Below are 20,778 nucleotides of genomic sequence, written 5' to 3' on the forward strand. Positions count from 1 at the left end.
TCGTGACCTATTTGGTGACCTGGCCGCGGATTTCGCCGCCCGGGTTCGCCTCGGTGTGGACGTTGATATAGTACTTGCCGGCTACGAGGTCGGCGGCCTGCGCGTCGGTCAGCGTGGCTGAGCCCTCGGCCGGGCTCGAGGTGGCGCCGGGAATGGCGACCGCAACGCCGGCGTTCTTGCCGGCCTCGGCGGGGCCATGGAAATGGGCCGCCTTCGCCGCGCCGGAGAGGCCGGTATAGGTCAGTTTCCAGGAGAGCTTCTTGGTCGCCGGGTCATAGTCGATATCGGCGCTGCCGGTGCCCGTTGAAGTCGTGGGCGGCACTTCGGATTTGCCGTCGAGCGCGGCCTTGAATTTCTCGGCAAAGGCGGGCCCGGCGACGATGGCTGCCGCGGCGAACGCCAGTGTTACTAAAGCGGTCTTGTTCATGGTTCTCTCCCTGTAGCGCTGGTCTGAATAGTCACACATCATTGTACGAAACTGACAACAGTTAGGTTCCAATTTTATTCCCGGAACGGCACCTTGCGCTGCAAGAATTTTCGGTCTCGTTGAGCCGGCCTGATCGCTATATTGATACAAATCCTCAAATGACGGATCGATGATGCGGCGACGAATTATTCTTGTGGCGGGAATTGCCGCGATCATCGGTGTTGCGATTTTCGGATGGCTGACGGCCGCTCCCGCGGCGCTGGCGCCGCTGCCGGCCTATACGCCGGACCTCGCCAATGGCCTCGTCGCGTTCAATGCCGGCGGCTGCGCGTCGTGCCACGCGGTGCCGAACCAGCCGGATCGCCTGAGGCTTGGCGGCGGGCTTGCGATCCCTTCGCCGTTCGGAACGTTCTACGCGCCGAACATTTCGCCAGATGAAACGTACGGGATCGGACGCTGGAGCGAGGCTCAGTTTGTCACCGCCGTGACAAGGGGCGTCTCGCCGAGCGGCGAGCACTACTTCCCGGCGTTTCCCTATACGTCCTACGCGCATGCGCGGATCGTCGATATCCGCGACCTTTTCGCTTATCTGAAGACGCTTGCGCCGGTGTCCGGCCATGCGCGCGATCACGACCTGCCGTTTCCGTTCAACATCCGCCGCAACGTCGGCATCTGGAAGCTGATGTTCTTCGACGAGCGGCCGTTCGCTCCGGATACGAGCCGTTCGCCGCCATGGAATCGCGGCGCCTATCTCGTTAATGGTCTCGGCCATTGCGCCGAATGTCATTCCCATCGCAATTTTCTCGGCGGCATCATTGCCGCGCAGCGCTTTGCCGGCGGACCCAATCCCGAAGGCGAGGGGTGGGTGCCCAACATCACCCAGAAGGGTATTGGGGACTGGAGCGTCAAGGACATCGATTATTTTCTGGAGACCGGGCAGATGCCGGACGGCGATTCCGCCGGCGGATCGATGGTGCGCGTGATCAAGAATACTTCGCAGCTTTCGGCTGGCGATCGCGCCGCGATATCAGAGTATCTGAAATCGTTAGCCCCGGTCGAAGGACCGCCGAAGCCGAAGAAGGCGGACAAGAAGGAAGACGGCTAGGCGGTTGAGCGATCGGTACGCCGCCAGCGTCAGCCGCGTGCTGTCACGCTCTGGATATTGTGCCGGGCTGTCTTCTGGACACGAACTTGCGCAGATCACGCAAGAGATCGTCCCCCAGTTCCGAAAGGCAGTTGATTTCCCGTTGTGCGTCGACCGCGTGCTGCCTGCACAAGTCTTTCGATTCGTCTCTCGCCGACGCCAGCGCATGCAAGTGTCCGGCAAGGCCTCCCGCGCGCGTAAAAAAATATGCAATCTGCCGCTGGGTCGCGGCGTCGAACAAATTCAAACGATCCACATTTGATTCGAACACCGAGAACTTCGGCAACGTAAAAGCGCCGAGTTCACCAAGATGTTCATCGGCTCCGATGTCCATCTCCTCGAGCCTGCGGACTTCTTCAAATCCCTCCATATCCTCGATGATAGCCGTGATCTCTCCGATGAGGGCTGACGCTAGGCCTCGTCTCGAACGGCTTTGTCCAAAAAGAAGCATCGTTTCCTCCCGCTTTGACTACCTGGTCACGAGCACGCGCGGGGGCGAACTCGACGCTATCCTACCAACGGCCTGCCATGGACACCATCAGCATCGCTGGCTGCTCGCGCCGTCGCTGTGCGCTGCGGGACGACTTTCGCGGCAGCAAAACATGGGGAAGTTATCCTGACCCATGCGAAGGCCGGGCGGATGACGTGAAGTCGCTGCCGCCGGTCGAAGGGCCGCCGAAGCCGAAGAAAGAGGGCTAGGCGGTCGAGCGGCACGGCCTGCTTCAAGGCGCGGGAATTGCCCTGCTTCAATGGTCGTCGTCCAGCTTCTGAAAATCTTCTCCTTAAGCGTTCTTACTCAACGGAAATGAATGGCTGAAGACGCAATCGGCGGCGGTCAGATGATGACATCAATGTCACGCTGCCATTTTTTCTGGGACTTCCGTGCGCCACGACTTGTTCTCTTCCTTCGGTTGCGTTTGGATGCTCCCGGGCTGAGGGAATCATTAGATGAGCTATCAAGCCGAAACCGCGGCGCCGGCCGCGAGCTTCGAGGTTCAGGTCGCGGATGATCTCTCCGACGCTGCAAAGAACTGGCTCCGCTCACAACCAAAGTTTCGCTTAGCCGAATCGCTTGTTGCCTTTGTCTCGGAGACCGATGTCGGTCTCCCACGCGATCAGTTCCTGAGACTGGTGGTCAATCGTATCGTTGCCGAGTTGAGTGCGCCGCTGAGGGCCTAAGCATCCCATAGGACGTGAAGCGGCATTGCGCGTTCGCTGAACCGCTGCCACCTCACTCGGATCGTGGCGCCGAGCTTTACGATTCCGGCGGTCGTGCTCGGCCGCGACTGGGCGACGGCAACCGTCGGGACCCGGGTCAGGCTGGGCGAACGCCTGAGCGGCTATGCGGCGGTGATCGCCGCACTCGGCCAGAACAACGTCACCACCTATGGCGGCCAGATCGGCATCAACTACGCGCTCGATCCGCCGGTGGCGACCGCGAAGAACTGAATTTTCGCTTCATAGCGAGACGCGCGCGGAGCTTGTCTTTCGTCAGGCGCCGCCGAACGCCTTGAAGGTGATGATGGTGTGGGTGTCCTGGATACCGGGAATGACCTGCACCTTTTCATTCACGAAGTGGCCGATATCGGTTTTCTCATCGACATAGAATTTGACGAGCAGATCGTAGTGGCCCGCGGTCGAATAGATCTCGGACGCGATTTCGGCCTCGGCCAGCGCGTTGGCGACCGTGTAGGACTGGCCGAGCTTGCATTTGATCTGGATGAAAAAAGGGACCATCGCTGTCGTCTCCGAGGGGTATCTACCACCCCAATCCCAATATAGCGCGGCAAACTTGCTGGCAACACCACGCCGCGCTAGCGTGATAGCCTCCATCTGGCGGCGAAAGAGGCGATGACCACACCCGTAGCGCTCACCATTGCAGGCTCGGATTCGAGCGGCGGCGCCGGCATTCAGGCCGACCTGAAGACTTTTGCCGCTTTCGGGGTCTATGGGGCCTCGGTCATCACGGCGCTGACCGCGCAGAACACGCAAGGCGTCCGCGGTGTTCATCCGGTGCCGGCCGATTTCGTGACCGCGCAGTTGGAGGCGGTGTTCGACGATCTCGATGTTTCAGCCGTCAAAATCGGCATGGTCGCCGAACTCGATATCGTCAAGGCGATCGCCTCAAACCTCTCGCGCCGGGCACCTGATCACGTGGTGCTCGATCCAGTGATGGTCGCGACGTCCGACGACCGGCTGCTGTCGCCTGACGCGGTCAAGTGCTTGCGCGACGATCTGATGCCGCGCGCCACGCTGATCACGCCGAATCTGCCGGAGGCCGCCGCACTTCTCGAGGAGGACGTCGCTGCCAGCGAGGCGGCGATTGCCGATCAGGGCCGGCGGCTGCTCGCACTTGGCGCGCGCGCCGTGCTGATCAAGGGCGGCCACGGGAAAGGCGCCGAGAGCATCGATTATCTTTTCACGCAGGACGGTGTGACGGCGTTGCCGGCGCCGCGCATCGCGACCAAAAATACCCACGGCACCGGATGCTCGCTGTCGTCGGCGATTGCAGCCGGCCTCGCCAAAGGCGAAACGCTGGAGCAGGCCGTGCGCCACGCCAAGACGTGGATATCAGCGGCGATCGCGGCCGCCGATCGCATCAGCGTTGGCAAGGGCCACGGCCCGATCCATCATTTCCATCGATTTGATTGAGCGGCGGTTCGTCAAAAAGACACATCGTCAAAAAGACGTATAGGCGACACATAGCAGATGTAGCAACACTACCAGCGTGCAACGAAGCACGTGCCGATACCAGCCAACGGAGCGACCCATGCCTACAATCACGACCAAAGACGGCGTCGAGATTTTCTACAAGGATTGGGGCAAGGGGCAACCGATCGTCTTCAGCCATGGCTGGCCGCTGTCGGCCGATGACTGGGACACTCAGATGATGTTTTTCCTCAACCACGGTTTCCGCGTCATCGCGCACGACCGGCGCGGCCATGGCCGCTCCAGCCAGACCGCCGACGGCCACGACATGGATCATTATGCGGACGATCTCGCCGCCGTCGTCACGCACCTTGATCTCGAGGAAGCCATTCACGTCGGCCATTCCACCGGCGGCGGCGAAGTCGTGCATTATCTGGCGCGTCACGGCGCGGGCCGGGCGACCAAGGCTGCGATAATTTCGGCCGTGCCGCCGCTGATGGTGAAGACAGCGGCCAATCCGAATGGTTTGCCCAAGGAGGTCTTTGACGGATTTCAGGCCGCGCTCGCGGCCGGCCGCTCGCAATTCTACCGCGACGTCGCCGCGGGTCCGTTCTATGGCTACAATCGGCCCGGCGCGAAACCATCTGAAGCCGTGATCGAGAACTGGTGGCGTCAGGGCATGATGGGCGGAGCGAAAGCGCATTACGACGGCATTGTCGCTTTCTCGCAAACCGACTTCACCGAAGACCTGAAGAAGATCAAGATTCCGGTGCTGGTGATGCATGGCGACGACGATCAGATCGTTCCCTATGTCGCATCGGGGCCGCTGTCGGCAAAGCTTCTCCAGAACGGCACCTTGAAGACCTATAAGGGTTTTCCGCACGGCATGCCGACCACGGAAGCGGAAACCATCAACGCCGATCTCCTCGCCTTCATCAGGGGATAGCTAGTGGAGTTAGAATCGGACCACTAACCCGATTTCGCCGGTGCAACGAGACGCAGTATAGCCATCAGCGTCGCGGACCGATAAACTTCGCGGATAGATGATAACGGGCCTGAATGATCAGGCCCGCCGGACATTTGCTTATGGCCGCTTCAATCTCGTCTCGCCCCGCCTTGCCTCTGGTTCTCAGCTTCAATGCGGGCTTTGTCGATACGGCCGGCTTTCTCGCACTTCAGGGCCTGTTCACCGCCCACGTCACCGGCAACTTCGTCACCCTCGGCGCCTCGCTCGTGCTCGGCACGTCAGGCGCGATCGCCAAGCTGCTCGCGTTGCCGGTGTTCTGCGTGATGGTGATCGGCGCGCGGTGGCTCGGGACGCTGTTGTCGCATCATTCGACGCATCCGTTCGTGCCGCTCTTGGTGCTGAAAGTGCTGCTGCTGATCGCGGGATCGGCGATGGCCATCCACTTCGGACCGTTCCACGACGGCGATAGCTGGCAGGCGATCGCAACCGGCATAGTGCTGGTGGCCGCGATGGCGATCCAGAACGCGGTGCATCGCGTGCATCTTTCAAGCGCGCCGCCCTCGACGCTGATGACGGGGACGACGACGCAGGTGATGCTCGATATCGCCGACGTCATCTACCCGCGCGAAGGCGCGCAAGTTCAGACCGCGCGGCTGGCGCAGATGGCGACCAACGTCGTCGTGTTCGCGATCGGTTGCGGAGCCGCCGCGCTGCTTTACGCGCGATTCAGTGTCTGGTGCTTCGTGGTGCCGCCGCTGGTCGGTGCCTTGTCGCTGATCATTCGGCTGACCGAACCGAAGCCCGCTTCCTGAGGTGGCGGCTTTTGCCGACACGTTCGCCGGCGCCGTAAACGGCGAGCTGCGGGCGCTACGACGTTCTCGTTTCCGTAACCCCGTCGACGCTGAGGGGGCCCGCGCCTCCCGCGAGGACGAACAGGGCGCCGCCGGCGAGCCCGATATCCTTCCAGAAATGGATGAACTGGCCCCAGCGCGCGGTGGCGTCGCCGGTGATCGACCAGTAGGGATGGCCGATCGCCGCGGCAAAGAGATTGAAGAACACCAGGAGCAGGGCAAACTCACGGGTGCGGAAGCCGAGCACCAGCGCGGCTCCGCTGACGACCTCGATGGTCGCCGCCAGCATCGCCCAAACATCCGCCGAACCGGGCAGGCTACCCATGAAGTGCGTGAGCAGCTTCAGGTCCAGCCAATGATTGGTCCCCGACATCAGGAACAGCGATCCCATGCAGAGCCGACCAAGCAACTGGATCATCGGCTCGCTGCGCAGAACCCATGAATCGATAACCCGCGACGTCATTATGCCCACCCCAAACTTGCTTCCCGTCCCGGCTTTTAGGGCACGGCGAAAGGGCGGACAATCGCTTCGGCCGCACCGAATGCTCAATTTTCAATGATTTGCCAGCCGCGGATGGGACGGGCGTGCTATCCTCGCAGCCGCGACGAAGGAATTAATCACCGCGCTTGAGGTGTTGCGATGATCACTATTCCGGAATTGGTGGCGCAGGCCCTGGGGTCGTTCCTGACGTCGGACACCAAGAGCCGGTTTGGCGCTTCACATGCGCGGCTCGCCGAAGTCGTGCCCTTCGCGGCCCGGCTGACCCTTGATTGCATCGGCAACAGCGACGCGCTCTATCACAACATCGAGCACTCGATGCTGGTCACGCTTGCCGGGCACGACATCCTGATGGGCCGGCAGATGCTGCGGGCGACCACCGCCGAGGACTATGCCAATTTCATCCTGGCTTGCCTTGCCCATGACATCGGATATGTTCGCGGAATCCTGCAAGGCGATGACGGCGAATCCTATGTCGCGGATCTCTCTGGCCGCACGGTTCAATTGCCGCGAGGGTCGTCCGATGCCGCGCTCGCGCCCTATCATGTCGACCGCTCGAAGCTGTTCGTCTCCGAGCGCCTCGACGGGACCGAAGAGGTGGATGCGGGCAGGATCGCGCGGGCCATCGAATATACCCGCTTTCCATATACCTCCTCCTCGAACGAGGACGACGATCTGACCGAGGAGGAGGGGTTGTTGCTGCGCGCGGCCGATCTGATCGGCCAGCTCGGCGATCCCAACTACCTGAGAAAGGCCAATGCGCTGTTCTACGAATTCGAGGAAATCGGCTTGAACAAGAAGCTCGGCTACGACACGCCCGCCGACGTCGTCTACAAGTACCCGCAGTTCTACTGGAACAACGTCGCGCCGCAAATTCAGATGGCGATACGCTACCTCAACGTCACCTCGAGCGGACGGCAGTGGATCGCCAACCTCTATGCCAATGTTTTCCGCGCCGAGCGCGAGCTGCACCTGTCGGGTCCGCAGCTATGACCGGCGGTACGGCCGCCAACACATGGTTACTATTGAATAATTTCTCCCGGAGACACTGTGAATTGGCGCAATCGTGATGAGCCCGCGGTTTGCAGGGCTGTTCGTGGTGTGCGAAAAGTGGCCATGGATCTGCGGAAAGTCTTCAACTGGCTGATCGCTTTCGCTGTCGCGACGGGGCTGCTCGTGGCGCCGCTGTCGGCACCCGCGGTGGCCGCCTCGCATATGGCCGCCGCCGCCCACGAAGTGCAGATGGCCGAAGATATGCAGATGGCGGAAGACATGCCGTGCTGCCCCGGCCAGCCCGACCAGAAAGCCAGGGATTGCGGGTCCTGCTCGTTCGTCGCCCTTTGCATGCTGACGATCACCATGCCGCCGCCCGACGGCGCTGCTGCGCTGCTCGAACGCGCGTTCTCGCTTGGCGCCTTCGCGCTGCCCGACGATCTCTTGATCGATGGGCTGGGCGAGCACCCGCCCGACCAACCACCTCGAACGACCGTCTGACCGGCGGCTTTCCGCCGGAACGTTGACGCGCGACCACGACCGGCCGTGCGCATCGTCGCATGCCGCGACTCTTGCGGCCACCATCAGACGTTTCGAGGAAAAACAATCATGAAGACTTCCACAAGCACGCGCGCCATCGCGGCTGCGCTGATCGCACTCTTGCTGGCGGCAGCGCCGAAGCTCGCCTTCGCCGCTATCACCGACTACGAATTCCAGCTCGTCGAGCCGACCGTCCAGCCCGGCGCCGACAAGATCGTCACGGTCAGGCTGGTGAACACGAAGACCGGAACACCGGTGGCCGATGCCGTCGTGTTCGCGTCCCGGCTCGACATGTCGCCGGACGGCATGCAGGAGATGGCGACGAAGGTGACGGCGATGCCGGGAACGGAGCCCGGCACCTACCGCTTCAAGGCCACCTTCGGCATGGCCGGCCGCTGGCAATTGTCGCTCGGCGCCAAGGTTCAGGGCGAGACCGGCACCGTCGAAAGCAAGCTCGTCATCACGGCGCAAAAATGAACCGCGCCATCTCGCTGGGCGCAGCCGCTGCGATTGTCGCAGTGGCTGGCGCCGCCTTCGTCGCGGGCGGGATGCCACGCGCAAGGCCGTTCGCCGCGCCGTCCATCATGCCATCGGCGAGAGCGGCCGAAACCGGCGCGATCTACTATCAGGACCCCGACGGAAAGCCGCTCTATTCGCCGACGCCGAAGAAAACCCCTGACGGCCGCGACTGGCGCGCCGTGCCGGCGGACACCGACGTCAGCTTCAACGATCCCGAGGAGACGTCCGCGGACAAAAAGGCAGCCGAGGCGAAACCCGAGCGAAGGATCAAGTTCTATCGCAACCCCATGGGGCTGCCGGATAAGTCTCCCACGCCGAAGAAAGACAATATGGGGATGGCCTACATCGCGGTCTACGAGGACGAAGACAGCGACGATGGCTCCGTCAAGCTTTCGCCCGGCAGGATTCAGCGCAGCGGCGCGAAATCCGAGCCGGTGATGCGGCAGCCCGTCAGGTCGGTCATCCGCGTGCCCGGCACGATCCAGCTGGACGAGCGGCGCGTCTCGGTCGTCACGCTGCGTTTCGAGGGATTCGTCGAGAGCGTCGCGAACGTGACGACCGGCGATCACGTTCAGAAGGGGCAACCGCTGATGAACGTCTACAGTCCGGCGATTTCCAGCGCCGCGGCCGAATATCTCTCCGCGATCAGCGTCGGCGCTGCGGGAAAAGAACTGAAGGGTGCGCGGCGGAGGCTGGAGAACCTCGCGATGCCGGAGCCTGCCGTCAAGGAGATCGAACGCACCCGCGAGATCTCGCTGTCGATTCCGTGGCTCGCGCCTCAGGATGGCGAGATCCTCGAACGCAATGCCGTGAACGGAATGCGCGCCGCGCCGGGCGAGGTGCTTTTCCGGATCGCGGACCACCAGATCGTCTGGGCGCTTCTCGACGTCGCCGAACGCGATCTTCCGCAAGTTACCATCGGCGCCAAGGCGACGATCCATCCGCGCGCGCTCGCGGGGCATACGTTCACCGGCACCGTGGCGCTGATCTATCCCCATCTCAACGCCCGGACGCGCACCGCGCGCATCCGTGTCGAGGTGCCCAATCCCGACGAGGTGCTGCGGCCGGAGATGTATGTCGACGCCGAGATCGAAACGGGAGCGCCGGACCCAGTGCTGGCCGTGCCGGAAAGCGCCATCCTCGACAACGGCGCGCGCCAGGCCGTCCTGATCGACAGGGGCGATGGCCGTTTCGAACCGCGCGAGATCAGGTCCGGCCGCCGCGGCGGTGGTTACGTCGAAATCGTCAAGGGCGTCACTGAGGGCGAAGCGGTCGTGACCTCAGCCAATTTCCTGATCGACGCCGAAAGCAACCTGAAGGCGGCACTCAAGGGCTTTGCCGAGGCAGATGAGATGCAACGGCCGGCCGGCCAGGAGCCTCGCCCATGATCGCCCGCCTCATCGCCTGGTCGGCGCGCAACCTGTTGCTGGTGCTGTTCGGGACCGGTTTTGCCGCCGCCGCCGGAATCTACGCACTGGTCCATCTGCCGCTCGACGCCATTCCCGATCTCTCCGATACGCAGGTCATCATCTACACGGAGTATACAGGGCAGGCGCCGCAGGTGATCGAGGACCAGGTCACCTATCCGCTGACGACCGCCATGCTGACGGTGCCGAGATCGAAGGTCGTCCGCGGCTTCTCGTTCTTTGGCGTATCGTTCGTCTATGTGATCTTTGAAGACGGCACGGACATCTATTGGGCGCGCTCGCGGGTCCTCGAATTCCTGAACGCCGCCAACGCGCGCCTCCCGGCGGGCGTGACCCCGACCATCGGTCCCGACGCCACCGGCGTCGGCTGGGTCTACCAATACGCCGTGATGTCGAGAGAATTGAATCTCGCCGACACCAGGACGATCCAGGACTGGAATCTGAAATTTGCGCTGGCGAAAGCCGAAGGCGTGGCGGAGGTCGCAAGCGTCGGCGGCTTTGTGAAGCAGTACAACGTGGTGCTCGATCCGCAGCGGATGCGCGATCTCGGCATCACCATGCAAAAGGTTCGCGACGCGATCCGCGCCAGCAATGCCGATGTCGGCGGGCGCACGGTCGAATTGTCGGAATTCGAATACGTCATTCGGGGCAAAGGCTATCTCAAGGGTATCGACGACCTCGGCAACATCGTGCTGAAGAACGACGGCGGGACACCCGTCCTGTTGCGAGACGTCTCCAGGGTCGAACTCGGGCCAGACGAGCGGCGCGGCGTCACCGAACTCAATGGCGAGGGCGAAGTCGCCGGCGGCATTGCGCTACAACGCTTCGGCATGAACGCGCTCGACGTCATCGAGAACGTCAAGAAGCGTTTCAGGGAAATCGCAACGTCCTTGCCGAAATCCGTCGAGATCGTTCCCGTCTACGACCGCTCCAATCTGATCTACGCCGCGGTCGACACGCTCAAGCATACGCTCTTTGAGGAGAGCCTCGTCGTCGCCTTCGTGTGCATCGTGTTCCTGCTGCACGTCCGCAGCGCGCTCGTCGCGATCCTGATGCTGCCGGTCGGAATCCTGATCGCCTTCGCCGCGATGAAGCTGCTCGGCATCGGCTCCAACATCATGAGCCTCGGCGGCATCGCCATTGCGATCGGCGCCATGGTCGACGCTGCGATCGTCATGATCGAGAACGCGCACAAGCATCTCGAGCGCGCCGCGCCGGGAATGTCACGCATTGCGGTCCTGATCGAGGCGGCGGCGGAGGTGGGGCCCGCGCTGTTCTTCAGCCTGCTGATCATCACCGTCTCGTTCATGCCGATCTTCACGCTGGAATCGCAGGAAGGGCGGCTGTTCAGCCCGCTCGCTTTCACCAAGACGTTCGCGATGGCGGCGGCCGCGCTGCTCTCGGTGACGCTGGTGCCGGCGCTGATGGTGATCTGCGTGCGCGGCCGGATCGTGCCGGAGCACAAGAATCCGATCAACCGCTTCCTGATCTGGATCTACCGGCCGGTCATCAAGGGCGTGCTGCGGGCAAGAACCCTCGTCGTCCTGCTCGCGCTCGCGGCGCTGGCGATCACGATATGGCCGGCGCGCCAGCTCGGCAGCGAATTCATGCCAAACCTCAACGAAGGCACGCTGCTCTATATGCCAACCACGTTGCCCGGCATCTCCGTCACCAAGGCCACTGAGCTGATGCAGATGCAGGACCGCATCATCAAGTCGTTCCCGGAGGTCGCCTCCGTGTTCGGCAAGGCCGGCCGAGCCGAGACGTCGACCGATCCGGCGCCCCCGGAAATGTTCGAGACGATCGTCAATCTCGCGCCAAAGGAGCAATGGCGGCCGGGCCTCACCCTCGACGGCCTGATCGCCGAGATGGACAAGGCGTTGCAATTTCCGGGCGTATCGAACGCCTGGACGATGCCGATCAAGGCGCGCATCGACATGCTCTCGACCGGCATCCGCACCCCCGTCGGCGTCAAGGTGATTGGTACCGATCTTGTCGAGATCGATCACCTCGCAAGGCAGATCGAGCAGGTGCTGAGAACCGTCCCCGGCACATCGTCGGCCTATGCCGAGCGCGGCCTCGGCGGCTACTATCTGGAGATCGTGCCCGACCGGGCGGCGCTCGCGCGTTACGGCATCATGGTTCAGGACGTCCAGGACACGATTGCGACCGCGCTTGGCGGACAGGCGGTGACGACGACCGTCGAAGGCCGGCAGCGGTTTACGGTCAACATGCGCTATCCGCGCGACCTCCGCGACAACCCGGCGAAGATCGCAAGCGACATCCTCGTTGCCATGCCGGACGGCGGCGCCGTCCCGTTGGCGGAGGTCGCGACCGTCCAGCTCGCGCGTGGCCCAAGCTCGATCCGGACCGAGAATGCGCAACTCGCGACCTATATCTACGTCGACATCCGCGATCGCGACCTCGGCGGCTATGTCGCGGACGCCCAGCGCGCGGTCGAGGCCAGCGTCGCGTTTCCTCCAGGCTACTATGTAGTCTGGAGCGGGCAGTACGAATATCTGGAACGCGCCACCGCGCGGCTGAAGATCGTGGTGCCGGCGACGTTGCTCATCATCTTCCTGCTGCTCTACCTCAATTTCAGGTCGGTCACGGATACGATGATCGTCATGCTGTCGCTGCCGTTCGCGCTGGTCGGCGGGCTCTGGCTGATGTGGTGGCTCGGTTTCAATCTCTCGGTCGCGGTTGCGGTCGGATTTATCGCGCTCGCCGGCGTCGCCGCCGAGACCGGCGTCGTGATGCTGATCTATCTCCACCATTCGCTCGCCGAGATCAGGCAGCGCCGCCTCGCGGAGGGGCGAACGCTGAGTCAGCTCGATCTCCGCGAAGCGATCCTCAACGGCGCCGTCGAGCGCGTCCGGCCGAAGATGATGACCGTGGTGGCGATCATGGCGGGGCTGCTGCCGATCCTGTGGAGCACAGGCACCGGTTCGGAGATCATGCAGCGCATCGCCGTTCCGATGATCGGCGGCATGATCTCCTCGACGCTGCTGACGTTGATCGTCATTCCCGCGATCTTCGCCCTCGTCGAGGGTTTTCGTTTGCCGCGCGCCTCGAACGCTGGGGCAGCGGAGACCGGAACCGCTGGAACTGTTGAGCTGCCAGCACGTTAGCTCGGGTTCCACGTTTCCCCGCTAGCTTTCGCCGCCCCGATATGCAACGCTCTCGGGCGCCCGCCGAGGCGCCGTTTTCGTTGCAGAGGACGCTGATGTGTTGACGGAAGCCCAGCCCCGACCTTCACATTCCACGCTGCGCGATGACCTGGATGAGCGAAGGCGGGAAGAGCTGCGCGAACGGGAAACGTGGCTATCCGGACAGCGGCAAGCATTTGAATCGGCCCTGAGCGATGCCCCTCTTGCCGAGTCGCTCGGCATTCTCGTCGACACGGCTATTGCTGCGTTGGGCTCCGGCGTCCGGGCGGCATTTTATCACGCCAACGCCGATGGCACAGCCCTGCATCACGTCGTCGGCATGTCCGCCGAATATGCGCAAGCCGCGGACGGCTGCGCCATCGGTCCGGAATCGCTCGCATGCGGCCTTGCGGCCGGTGAGGCTGTGTTGACCGCCGACGTGAGAGGTGACCCGCGATGGGAGCCCTGGCTATGGATGGCTGCCAGGTTCGGCTATCGCGGCTGCTGGAGTTTTCCGATCCACACAGCCGGCCCACGCTTCGCCGGGACGTTCGCGCTTTATTGGCCGGAGCCGCGTGAGGCGACCGCAAACGATACCGAACTCGCCGGGAGGATCACGCAGACCGCTGCGATGATCATCGCCCGGCACGAGCGCGCCGAACAGCGGCGTTCTGCCATCCATAAACTTCAGGAAACCCAAAGCCAGCTCGAATCCGAATTGCGGGATAGCGAGCTGCTCCGGCAAATCAGCCTTGAACTCCTCGACGAGGCCCATGAGGACGCGCTTTACGGCAAGCTGGCCGAGGCGGCGGCCACGATCATGCAGTCCGAAGTGTCCATGGTGCTGATCTTTCACCCGGAGCGCGGTCCCGCCGGTGAGCTTCAGATGCTGGCGTCGAGAGGACTGTCACCAGAGGGCATGCGCTTCTGGGAATGGGTACGCGCCGATTCCGGATGCACCTGCGGCGAGGTGTTGCGAACCGGCAAGCGCGCGATCGCCGAGGACGTCGCCAACTGCGCCTTCATGGCCGGCAAGCCGGACCGCGACGCATTGCTGGCGGCAGGCATCCGGGCCGGGCAAAGCACGCCGCTCATCGCGCGCAGCGGCAAATTGGTGGGCATGATCTCGACCCATTGGGCCAGGCCGCACCGGCCTTCCGAACGCGACCTCCGCATGCTCGACATTCTGGCGCGTCCGACGGCGGACCTGATCGAACGCAAACGGGCCGCCGAAACCCAGCGCCTCTTGCTGAACGAGCTCAATCATCGTGTGAAGAATACGCTTGCCGTGGTGCAAGCCATGGCGCACCGAACGCTGACGCGTCATCGTGACCCGAAGGAGTTTGCGAGGAGTTTTGGCGGCCGCGTCCAGGCGCTGGCCCGCGTTCACAACATGCTCAGCGAGACAAGCTGGCAACGCGCAGAACTTCGCGAGCTGATCGGCGATCAGGTACTTCTGGGACGCGGCGATGATGCGCGATTGACGGCAGAGGGGCCGGTTGTGCGGCTCGACTCGCAGGTGGCTCTTCATATGGCGCTTGTCCTGCACGAACTCGCCACCAACTCCACGAAATACGGAGCGCTGTCGGTCCCGACCGGCCGCGTGTCGGTAACCTGGGTGGCGGATGATGCACTGCGCATGCGTTGGACGGAGCGCGGCGGCCCGCTCGTCGCGCCTTCGCCAACGCCGGGCTTTGGCACCACGTTGATCGCTCAAAGCGTGAAGGGGCAGGGCGGCGAAGCGCACATGACGTCGGAGCCGGAGGGGATTAGCTGGAGCATCGTGCTTCCGCTTAGCTGCGGCATCGCCAGCGAGGCCAACGCGGCGCCGACGAGCGCGCGAACCGTAGAGAGCACCGGTACGGCTGACAGCCATAGTCTCGAAGGGCGGCGCTTCCTCGTGGTCGAAGACGAGCCCTTGATCGGGCTCGACATCGTCAGTGCGCTCGAGGACGTCAAGGCCAGCGTGGAAGGGCCGGTCACGACCGTTGAGAAAGCATGTGAACTGATCGAGCGATCGCACTTCGATGGCGTCCTGCTCGACGCCAATCTGCACGGCAGCCCGGTGGACCAGATCGCGAGCGCATTGTCACAGCGTGACATCCCGTTCGCATTCGTCACAGGCTATAATGGCAGTGCGCTCCCGGAAGCCTTTCGCGGCATCCCTGTCCTGAACAAGCCGTGTAGCCAGGAGCAGGTGATCGAAACAGCGGTAAGCCTGCTCGCGCGCACCGCCGAGAAGCGGGCGGCAGGTCCTCCGATTTAGGCAGGATCAGCCTCGGAATGAATCTACCTTGCGACCCCGCGATTACCCCGGTCACCGGGCGTCATGTCCTCCTGAGACAGGCCCAGCTTTCCCCAAAGCTGGGGCTGTTCTTTTTGCCCGACATACAAAGGATTGAAGTCGATCACGGGCATCCCAAGTCGACACCGGCGCATGATGGCCGCATGATCGATGATCTCTATTTTGGGCAAGTAAACGTGGCGTGGTAACGGGAAAAGCGCTAAATTGGATGCGAGGCTCTGTCCGCAAAACATTTAGTCTAAGTTGCCGAAACTGCATCGGCTGATCCGAAAGAAAGCGCCATCATCGAGCTAACGTAAAAAAGACATTCGCCAAAGGGGGGAGTTGATGTGCAGTGATTGCTATTCATTCGGCTCCATGCAGGCGGCGCAAAAGGAAACGAAAGCGCCGACAATTCCAGGGAATGTACTTTCGCACGACGCTGCACGGCAGCGCCTGAAGGCCGGACATGCATGCTGCGTCGCCCGAACGTCCGGGCGTGATGCGGGAGCTGCGGTTCGCGTTGCGATTTGCGCTTTATTGCTGGCGGCAGCCTTTGTCTCGCCGTCACGTGCACAACAAGCATCCGCTCCTGTTCCCGTCGGGGTTGTCAAGGCCGAACGCAAGCCGATCACACTTTCGCTCGACTTCGTTGGGCGCGTCGATGCGATCAATCGGGTCGATATCCAGGCGCGGGTGACGGGGTTCCTGGAAGCCGTCCTGTTCAAGGAGGGCGATGCGATCAGCGAAGCCGCCCCGCTCTACCGTATCGAAAAGGGGCTGTTCCAGGCTGCGGTCGAGCAGGCCGAGGGCGCGCTCGAACGCAGCAAGGCTGCAAAGGTTTTGAGCGCACTGCAACTCCAGCGCGCCCAGGAGTTGCTCGACAAGAACGTCGGCACAGTGGTGGCGCGCGATCAACAAAAGGCAGCGGACGATCAGGCCGCGGGCGCGGTGCTGAGCGACGATTCCGCCCTCGCGACCGCCAAGATCAATCTCGGTTACACCGATATTACTTCGCCGATCGCGGGCAAGATCAGCAAGACAAACGTGACCAAAGGCAATCTCGTCAGTCCGGGTAGCGGCACACTGACCACGATCGTCAGCCAGGACCCGATGTATGTCACTTTCCCCGTCAGCCAGCGCGATTTTCTGAAAGCGCGCGAGACCAAGACCAAGGTCGATCTCAGCGCCCTCAGGGCAAGTCTTCGTTTCGCCGATGGAACGATCTACGACCAGCCGGGACGGATCAACTTCGTCGACGTGACGGTCGATCGCGCGACAGACACGGTGCTGGTGCGCGCCACTTTCCCGAATCCCGCTTCCAGCCTCATCGACGGTCAGTTCGTCCGGGTGCGGGTGGATCTGGAAAGTGGCAGCGTGAAGGAGCAAGTCGTGGTGCCGCAGGCGGCCCTCATTGCCGACCAGGAGGGTGTCTACGTGTTCGTCGTGGAAGACGGCAAGGCGGTCGTGAAGCGGGTCAAGCCGACAGGGGGAACCGGCACTGACGTCGCTTTGGAGTCCGGGCTCAACGGCGGTGAGGAGGTCATCGTACAGGGACTCCAGTCCGTGCGCCCCGGCGCGCCGGTGCGTGCGACTCCGCTTCAGCCGGCGCTCAACCAGGGGGGTTGAGGCCATGCTGTCAGCCATCTTCGTCGATCGGCCGCGGCTCGCAATCGTCATCGCCATCGTCACGACGATCGCCGGTGCACTCGCGCTCTATTCCATACCCATCGCGCAATATCCCGACATCGTGCCGCCGCAGGTATCGGTTACAACTTTCTATCCCGGCGCCAACAGCACCGTGGTCGACCAGACGGTCGCCCAACCCATCGAGGCGCAGGTGGTCGGCGTCGACAAGATGATCTACATGAAGAGCGTCAGCGGCGACGACGGCAGCTACACACTGATCGTCTCCTTCGAGCTCGGCACCAATCCTGACATCAACACCGTCAACGTGAACAACCGGGTGCAGGTTGCACTCTCCAGCCTGCCGCAAACTGTGCAGCAACAAGGCGTCACGGTGAAGAAGAAGTCGTCAGCCCTGCTCGGCGTGATCGCGCTGTACTCACCGAAACACACGCACGATTCGTTGTTTCTGTCCAACTATGTCACGATCAACATGCTCGATGCGATCAGGAGCACGCCTGGTGTCGGGGACGCAAGCCTTTGGGGTGCGCAGGACTACTCGATGCGCGCCTGGGTACGGACCGATCGGCTGACCGGCCTTAACCTGACGACCGGGGACATCATCAACGCGATCAAGGCACAGAACGTTCAGGCGGCCGTCGGACGGATTGGCGCACGACCCATCTCAAACGATCAGCAGCTCCAGCTCAACATTCAAACGACAGGCCGGCTGACTTCAGCAAAGGAATTCGAGAACATCGTCGTGCGCACCAACCCGGACGGATCGGTGCTGCGCCTGGGCGACGTGGCGCGAATCGATCTGGGTGCAGCAAATCTCGATCGCGATACCCGCTTCAACGGTGGACCGGCCGCAGCCATCGCCATGTACCAGAGCCCCGGCGCAAATGCGATCGCCACGCTGAAGGCGGTGCGCGCCAAGATCGAGGAATTGCAGACGCGTTTCCCCGAGGACCTGGACTGGAAAGTCACCTACGACCCGACCGTCTTCGTGACCGACACCATCCACGAGGTACTGAAGACGCTGTTCGAGGCCTTCATCCTCGTCGTGCTCGTGGTCTACCTTTTTCTCGGCAGCATCCGCGCCACCCTCATTCCAACCGTCGCTGTTCCGGTCAGCCTGATCGGGACTTTCATTGTGTTGCTCGCCGTCGGTTATTCGGCAAACTCGGTGTCGCTGCTCGCGGTCGTGCTCGCAATCGGCATTGTGGTCGACGACGCCATTGTCGTGGTCGAGAACATCGAACGCGTGATGGAAGAACATCCGGAATTGTCGCCCGCCGAGGCGAGCAAACAGGCCATGTCGGAGATCACCGCTCCGATCATCGCCATCACCATGGTGCTGCTCTCGGTGTTCGTGCCGGTGGCCTTTATTCCGGGCATCTCCGGCGAGCTGTTCCGGCAGTTTGCGGTCACTGTCGCGGTGTCGATGTTCCTCTCGGCGATCAACGCGCTCACCTTGTCCCCGGCGCTGGGCGGCGTGCTGCTGCGGCCACATCATGGGCCGCGCCGCGGTCCGATCGGCTATGTGATGCGCGGGATTGACCATGTGCGTGACCTCTACGGCGCGGCCGTGGCGCGCATCGTACGGCTGTCGATCATCGGACTCGTCATGGTCGCAGTTGCCGGCGCTGGTGTGCTCGGCTTGGCAAAAATCACGCCCACCGGTTTCTTGCCTGAGGATGATCAGGGCGCGCTGTTCGTGGTCGTCCAGCTGCCGGGCGGTTCGTCCGTCGCGCGGACAGCTGGCGTAATCCAGCAGGCGGAGGCGATCCTCAAGGCGGACCCCGCCGTCGCGGACTATACCTCGGTCATCGGTTTGAACTTCATCGACAGCTATTCTGCATCCAACTCCGGGTTCATTGTCGTGACCCTCAAGCCGTTCGATGAGCGCAAGAAGGATCGATCATTGGGCGTGGCAGCACTGATTCCGCGCCTGGGCGCGGAATTCCGTCAGATCGGTGATGGGGTGGTCGTCCCGCTCGCGCCACCGCCGATCATCGGGCTCGGTACCGGAGGCGGCTTCGCCTACGTTCTGGAAGACCTGCGCGGTGGCAGCCCGGCGGCGATGGCGCAGGCTCTGCGCGGCCTTGTAGTAGCGGCAAACCAGGATCCGCAACTGAACCGCGTGTTCAGCACGTTCTCGGCCACCAACCCGTCGATCTACCTCGATATCGACCGCGACAAGGTCCAGATCCTGGGGGTGCAGTTGAACGATGTCTTCCAGGCGCTGCAGGCGTCGCTGGGCGGCATCTACGTGAACGATATCAACCTGTTTGGGCGGCGGTGGCAGGTCAACGTCCAGGCCGAGGCATCCGACCGGGCCAGCATTGACGATATTTATCGCATCAACGTCAGGAATGCCGACGGCAAGATGATCCCGCTTCGAAGCCTGGCGGAAGCGCGAGTCGCAGTCGGACCGCCGGCGCTGATCCGTTACAACAATCTTCGCGCAGTGACCGTTCAAGGGAGCCCCGCCGCCGGCGTCTCGTCCGGACAGGCGCTGAAGGCTATGGAAGCCGTAGCCGCCAAGACATTGCCTCCCGGCTACGCTGGAGAATGGACCGACACGGCATTCCAGGAGAAGCGCGCTGAGGGCAAGACAGGAATCATCCTCGGGTTTGCGGTGCTGTTTGCCTATCTGTTTCTGGTTGGATTGTACGAAAGCTGGACGATTCCCGTACCTGTGTTGCTGTCGGTTTCGATCGGCATTCTTGGCTCTTTCATTGCCATGACCCTGAGCGGCCTCACGCTCGATCTTTACGCGCAGATCGGCATGGTGGTGTTGATCGGCCTTGCCGCCAAGAACGGCATCCTGATTGTCGAATTTGCCAAGGAGCAGCGTGAAAAGGGAGTCCCGTTGCTCGAGGCTGCCACCGAGGGCTCGCGGCTGCGATTCCGTCCGGTGATGATGACTTCGTTTGCCTTTATCCTCGGACTGTTGCCGTTGGTCGTTGCGACGGGCGCCTCCGAGCTTGCGCGTCGTGACGTCGGCACTCCGGTGTTCGGCGGGATGATCCTGGCGTCTTTCATCGGCATCTTTGCAATCCCGCCACTCTACGTGACGTTTCAGGCGGCGCGCGAACGGCTGCGGCCCGGATCCCGGCCGCAGGCCGACAAGCCAGCGCTCGGACAAGCGGAAGCGCCAAAACACTGATTTCTCGAGCCGCTTCAATCTGATTCCAGCTGTCCAGTCCTCTTGCCAAAAATATTTCGCTTAAGGCGACGGGCAAATCACTGGCAGTTCTTCGCCCGTCTCGCTTGATACGAGGGGCGTTGGCCATCGTCACGAACGTTGGGCGGGATGCGGTCGACGCTTGCGGTGCGGCTGACGAATGCGCAGACAGGCGGACGGCGAAGTCGTGTGGTCCTGATGCCTCGACGCTGGCATCAACGCGGTGACGATTGCTTTGGCAATCGCACCGGGGATGGTGACACAAAGCCCGATCACCAGGGAGAGCGCGAAAGAAGCCGTTAAAACCACTCGCGCGGGGAAGGCCGGATCAATCCGGTGAACCTGTGGTGAACTTATCTGCGTGCTTTCCATTTTTTGCACGCGGAGCTGCGGGTGCATTGGACACCCGGCTTTCCCTGCGCCCTCGATTCAAGAGTGGCTCATTTCTGTGCACGGCTCGGACGCATTGTGTCGCGGGAAGCGCGGATTCATGGCCTTCGCTTGGCACAA

19 protein-coding genes are annotated in these 20,778 nt (G+C 62.5%); 14 read left to right on the plus strand and 5 right to left on the minus strand.

Annotation, left to right across the window (positions count from 1 at the left end; genetic code table 11):
• Positions 1–7 precede the first annotated feature (7 nt).
• Complete coding sequence (locus BUA38_RS25525) at positions 8–427, minus strand: CHRD domain-containing protein (RefSeq protein WP_072822261.1); 420 nt, start codon at positions 425–427, stop codon at positions 8–10.
• 172 nt (positions 428–599) lie between these two features.
• Between BUA38_RS25525 and BUA38_RS25530 the strand changes: the two genes are divergently transcribed.
• Complete coding sequence (locus BUA38_RS25530) at positions 600–1,532, plus strand: c-type cytochrome (protein ID WP_072826430.1); 933 nt, start codon at positions 600–602, stop codon at positions 1,530–1,532.
• 43 nt (positions 1,533–1,575) lie between these two features.
• Here the strand turns inward: BUA38_RS25530 and BUA38_RS25535 are convergent, their stop codons facing one another.
• Positions 1,576–2,022: a hypothetical protein gene (locus tag BUA38_RS25535; RefSeq protein WP_156898722.1), complete on the minus strand. Its 447-nt coding sequence runs from the start codon at positions 2,020–2,022 to the stop codon at positions 1,576–1,578.
• 497 nt (positions 2,023–2,519) lie between these two features.
• Between BUA38_RS25535 and BUA38_RS25540 the strand changes: the two genes are divergently transcribed.
• Positions 2,520–2,750, plus strand: a complete 231-nt coding sequence (locus BUA38_RS25540; protein WP_072822265.1) for a hypothetical protein — start codon at positions 2,520–2,522, stop codon at positions 2,748–2,750.
• Positions 2,751–2,813: 63 nt separating this feature from the next.
• Positions 2,814–3,020, plus strand: a complete 207-nt coding sequence (locus tag BUA38_RS25545) for a hypothetical protein (RefSeq protein ID WP_072822266.1) — start codon at positions 2,814–2,816, stop codon at positions 3,018–3,020.
• A 42-nt stretch (positions 3,021–3,062) separates the two neighbouring features.
• Here the strand turns inward: BUA38_RS25545 and BUA38_RS25550 are convergent, their stop codons facing one another.
• Complete coding sequence (locus BUA38_RS25550; RefSeq protein ID WP_072822268.1) at positions 3,063–3,308, minus strand: Lrp/AsnC ligand binding domain-containing protein; 246 nt, start codon at positions 3,306–3,308, stop codon at positions 3,063–3,065.
• 114 nt (positions 3,309–3,422) lie between these two features.
• On the opposite strand from BUA38_RS25550, the gene thiD reads away from it, so the two are divergent.
• The 3 genes from thiD to BUA38_RS25565 all read left to right on the plus strand — a co-directional run bounded on the left by thiD (position 3,423) and on the right by BUA38_RS25565 (position 5,999).
• Positions 3,423–4,223, plus strand: coding sequence for a bifunctional hydroxymethylpyrimidine kinase/phosphomethylpyrimidine kinase (gene thiD, locus BUA38_RS25555; RefSeq protein WP_072822270.1), 801 nt, complete (start codon positions 3,423–3,425; stop codon positions 4,221–4,223).
• Positions 4,224–4,341: 118 nt separating this feature from the next.
• Entirely contained in the window at positions 4,342–5,166 is an 825-nt protein-coding gene (locus tag BUA38_RS25560) for an alpha/beta fold hydrolase (protein ID WP_072822272.1), read from the plus strand.
• A 140-nt stretch (positions 5,167–5,306) separates the two neighbouring features.
• Positions 5,307–5,999, plus strand: a complete 693-nt coding sequence (locus BUA38_RS25565) for a YoaK family protein (protein ID WP_072822274.1) — start codon at positions 5,307–5,309, stop codon at positions 5,997–5,999.
• Between the two features lie 55 nt (positions 6,000–6,054).
• Here the strand turns inward: BUA38_RS25565 and BUA38_RS25570 are convergent, their stop codons facing one another.
• The gene (locus BUA38_RS25570) at positions 6,055–6,501 is read right to left on the minus strand and encodes a DoxX family protein (RefSeq protein WP_072822276.1); all 447 of its coding nucleotides are present in this window, start codon (positions 6,499–6,501) and stop codon (positions 6,055–6,057) included.
• 177 nt (positions 6,502–6,678) lie between these two features.
• Here BUA38_RS25570 and BUA38_RS25575 point away from each other — a divergent pair, with 177 nt between their 5' ends.
• The 8 genes from BUA38_RS25575 to BUA38_RS25615 all read left to right on the plus strand — a co-directional run bounded on the left by BUA38_RS25575 (position 6,679) and on the right by BUA38_RS25615 (position 20,250).
• Complete coding sequence (locus BUA38_RS25575) at positions 6,679–7,530, plus strand: metal-dependent phosphohydrolase (protein WP_072822278.1); 852 nt, start codon at positions 6,679–6,681, stop codon at positions 7,528–7,530.
• A 123-nt stretch (positions 7,531–7,653) separates the two neighbouring features.
• Entirely contained in the window at positions 7,654–8,031 is a 378-nt protein-coding gene (locus BUA38_RS25580; protein WP_072822280.1) for a hypothetical protein, read from the plus strand.
• A gap of 108 nt (positions 8,032–8,139) precedes the next feature.
• Entirely contained in the window at positions 8,140–8,547 is a 408-nt protein-coding gene (locus tag BUA38_RS25585) for a FixH family protein (protein ID WP_072822282.1), read from the plus strand.
• Positions 8,544–9,977 carry an efflux RND transporter periplasmic adaptor subunit gene (locus BUA38_RS25590; RefSeq protein ID WP_072822284.1) on the plus strand — a complete coding sequence of 478 codons (1,434 nt, stop codon included), beginning with the start codon at positions 8,544–8,546 and terminating at the stop codon, positions 9,975–9,977. Before BUA38_RS25585 ends, BUA38_RS25590 begins: the two co-directional genes overlap by 4 nt.
• Positions 9,974–13,147, plus strand: a complete 3,174-nt coding sequence (locus tag BUA38_RS25595; protein WP_072822286.1) for an efflux RND transporter permease subunit — start codon at positions 9,974–9,976, stop codon at positions 13,145–13,147. The genes BUA38_RS25590 and BUA38_RS25595 overlap by 4 nt, the downstream gene beginning before the upstream one ends.
• A 97-nt stretch (positions 13,148–13,244) precedes the next feature.
• Positions 13,245–15,431, plus strand: coding sequence for a GAF domain-containing protein (locus BUA38_RS25600; protein ID WP_072822287.1), 2,187 nt, complete (start codon positions 13,245–13,247; stop codon positions 15,429–15,431).
• A 366-nt stretch (positions 15,432–15,797) separates the two neighbouring features.
• On the plus strand, positions 15,798–17,078 hold the full coding sequence (locus BUA38_RS25610) for an efflux RND transporter periplasmic adaptor subunit (RefSeq protein ID WP_244553048.1): 1,281 nt from the start codon (positions 15,798–15,800) through the stop codon (positions 17,076–17,078).
• 4 nt (positions 17,079–17,082) lie between these two features.
• Entirely contained in the window at positions 17,083–20,250 is a 3,168-nt protein-coding gene (locus tag BUA38_RS25615) for an efflux RND transporter permease subunit (protein WP_072822291.1), read from the plus strand.
• 129 nt (positions 20,251–20,379) lie between these two features.
• Here BUA38_RS25615 and BUA38_RS37085 read toward each other — a convergent pair whose 3' ends face one another.
• Positions 20,380–20,667 (minus strand): hypothetical protein, encoded by a 288-nt coding sequence (locus BUA38_RS37085; protein ID WP_156898723.1) that lies wholly within the window; start codon positions 20,665–20,667, stop codon positions 20,380–20,382.
• Positions 20,668–20,778 lie beyond the last annotated feature (111 nt).

Source organism: Bradyrhizobium erythrophlei, from assembly GCF_900142985.1.
In the GTDB taxonomy this organism is placed as follows: Bacteria; Pseudomonadota; Alphaproteobacteria; order Rhizobiales; family Xanthobacteraceae; genus Bradyrhizobium; species Bradyrhizobium erythrophlei_B.

What these genes read in the sequence shown, in the direction of transcription:
- BUA38_RS25525 (WP_072822261.1), bottom strand. Translation starts at nt 427, where the DNA reads ATGAACAAGACCGCTTTAGTAACACTGGCGTTCGCCGCGGCAGCCATC.
- BUA38_RS25530 (WP_072826430.1), top strand. Translation starts at nt 600, where the DNA reads ATGCGGCGACGAATTATTCTTGTGGCGGGAATTGCCGCGATCATCGGT.
- BUA38_RS25535 (WP_156898722.1), bottom strand. Translation starts at nt 2,022, where the DNA reads ATGCTTCTTTTTGGACAAAGCCGTTCGAGACGAGGCCTAGCGTCAGCC.
- BUA38_RS25540 (WP_072822265.1), top strand. Translation starts at nt 2,520, where the DNA reads ATGAGCTATCAAGCCGAAACCGCGGCGCCGGCCGCGAGCTTCGAGGTT.
- BUA38_RS25550 (WP_072822268.1), bottom strand. Translation starts at nt 3,308, where the DNA reads ATGGTCCCTTTTTTCATCCAGATCAAATGCAAGCTCGGCCAGTCCTAC.
- thiD (WP_072822270.1), top strand. Translation starts at nt 3,423, where the DNA reads ATGACCACACCCGTAGCGCTCACCATTGCAGGCTCGGATTCGAGCGGC.
- BUA38_RS25560 (WP_072822272.1), top strand. Translation starts at nt 4,342, where the DNA reads ATGCCTACAATCACGACCAAAGACGGCGTCGAGATTTTCTACAAGGAT.
- BUA38_RS25565 (WP_072822274.1), top strand. Translation starts at nt 5,307, where the DNA reads ATGGCCGCTTCAATCTCGTCTCGCCCCGCCTTGCCTCTGGTTCTCAGC.
- BUA38_RS25570 (WP_072822276.1), bottom strand. Translation starts at nt 6,501, where the DNA reads ATGACGTCGCGGGTTATCGATTCATGGGTTCTGCGCAGCGAGCCGATG.
- BUA38_RS25575 (WP_072822278.1), top strand. Translation starts at nt 6,679, where the DNA reads ATGATCACTATTCCGGAATTGGTGGCGCAGGCCCTGGGGTCGTTCCTG.
- BUA38_RS25580 (WP_072822280.1), top strand. Translation starts at nt 7,654, where the DNA reads ATGGATCTGCGGAAAGTCTTCAACTGGCTGATCGCTTTCGCTGTCGCG.
- BUA38_RS25585 (WP_072822282.1), top strand. Translation starts at nt 8,140, where the DNA reads ATGAAGACTTCCACAAGCACGCGCGCCATCGCGGCTGCGCTGATCGCA.
- BUA38_RS25590 (WP_072822284.1), top strand. Translation starts at nt 8,544, where the DNA reads ATGAACCGCGCCATCTCGCTGGGCGCAGCCGCTGCGATTGTCGCAGTG.
- BUA38_RS25595 (WP_072822286.1), top strand. Translation starts at nt 9,974, where the DNA reads ATGATCGCCCGCCTCATCGCCTGGTCGGCGCGCAACCTGTTGCTGGTG.
- BUA38_RS25610 (WP_244553048.1), top strand. Translation starts at nt 15,798, where the DNA reads ATGTGCAGTGATTGCTATTCATTCGGCTCCATGCAGGCGGCGCAAAAG.
- BUA38_RS25615 (WP_072822291.1), top strand. Translation starts at nt 17,083, where the DNA reads ATGCTGTCAGCCATCTTCGTCGATCGGCCGCGGCTCGCAATCGTCATC.
- BUA38_RS37085 (WP_156898723.1), bottom strand. Translation starts at nt 20,667, where the DNA reads ATGCACCCGCAGCTCCGCGTGCAAAAAATGGAAAGCACGCAGATAAGT.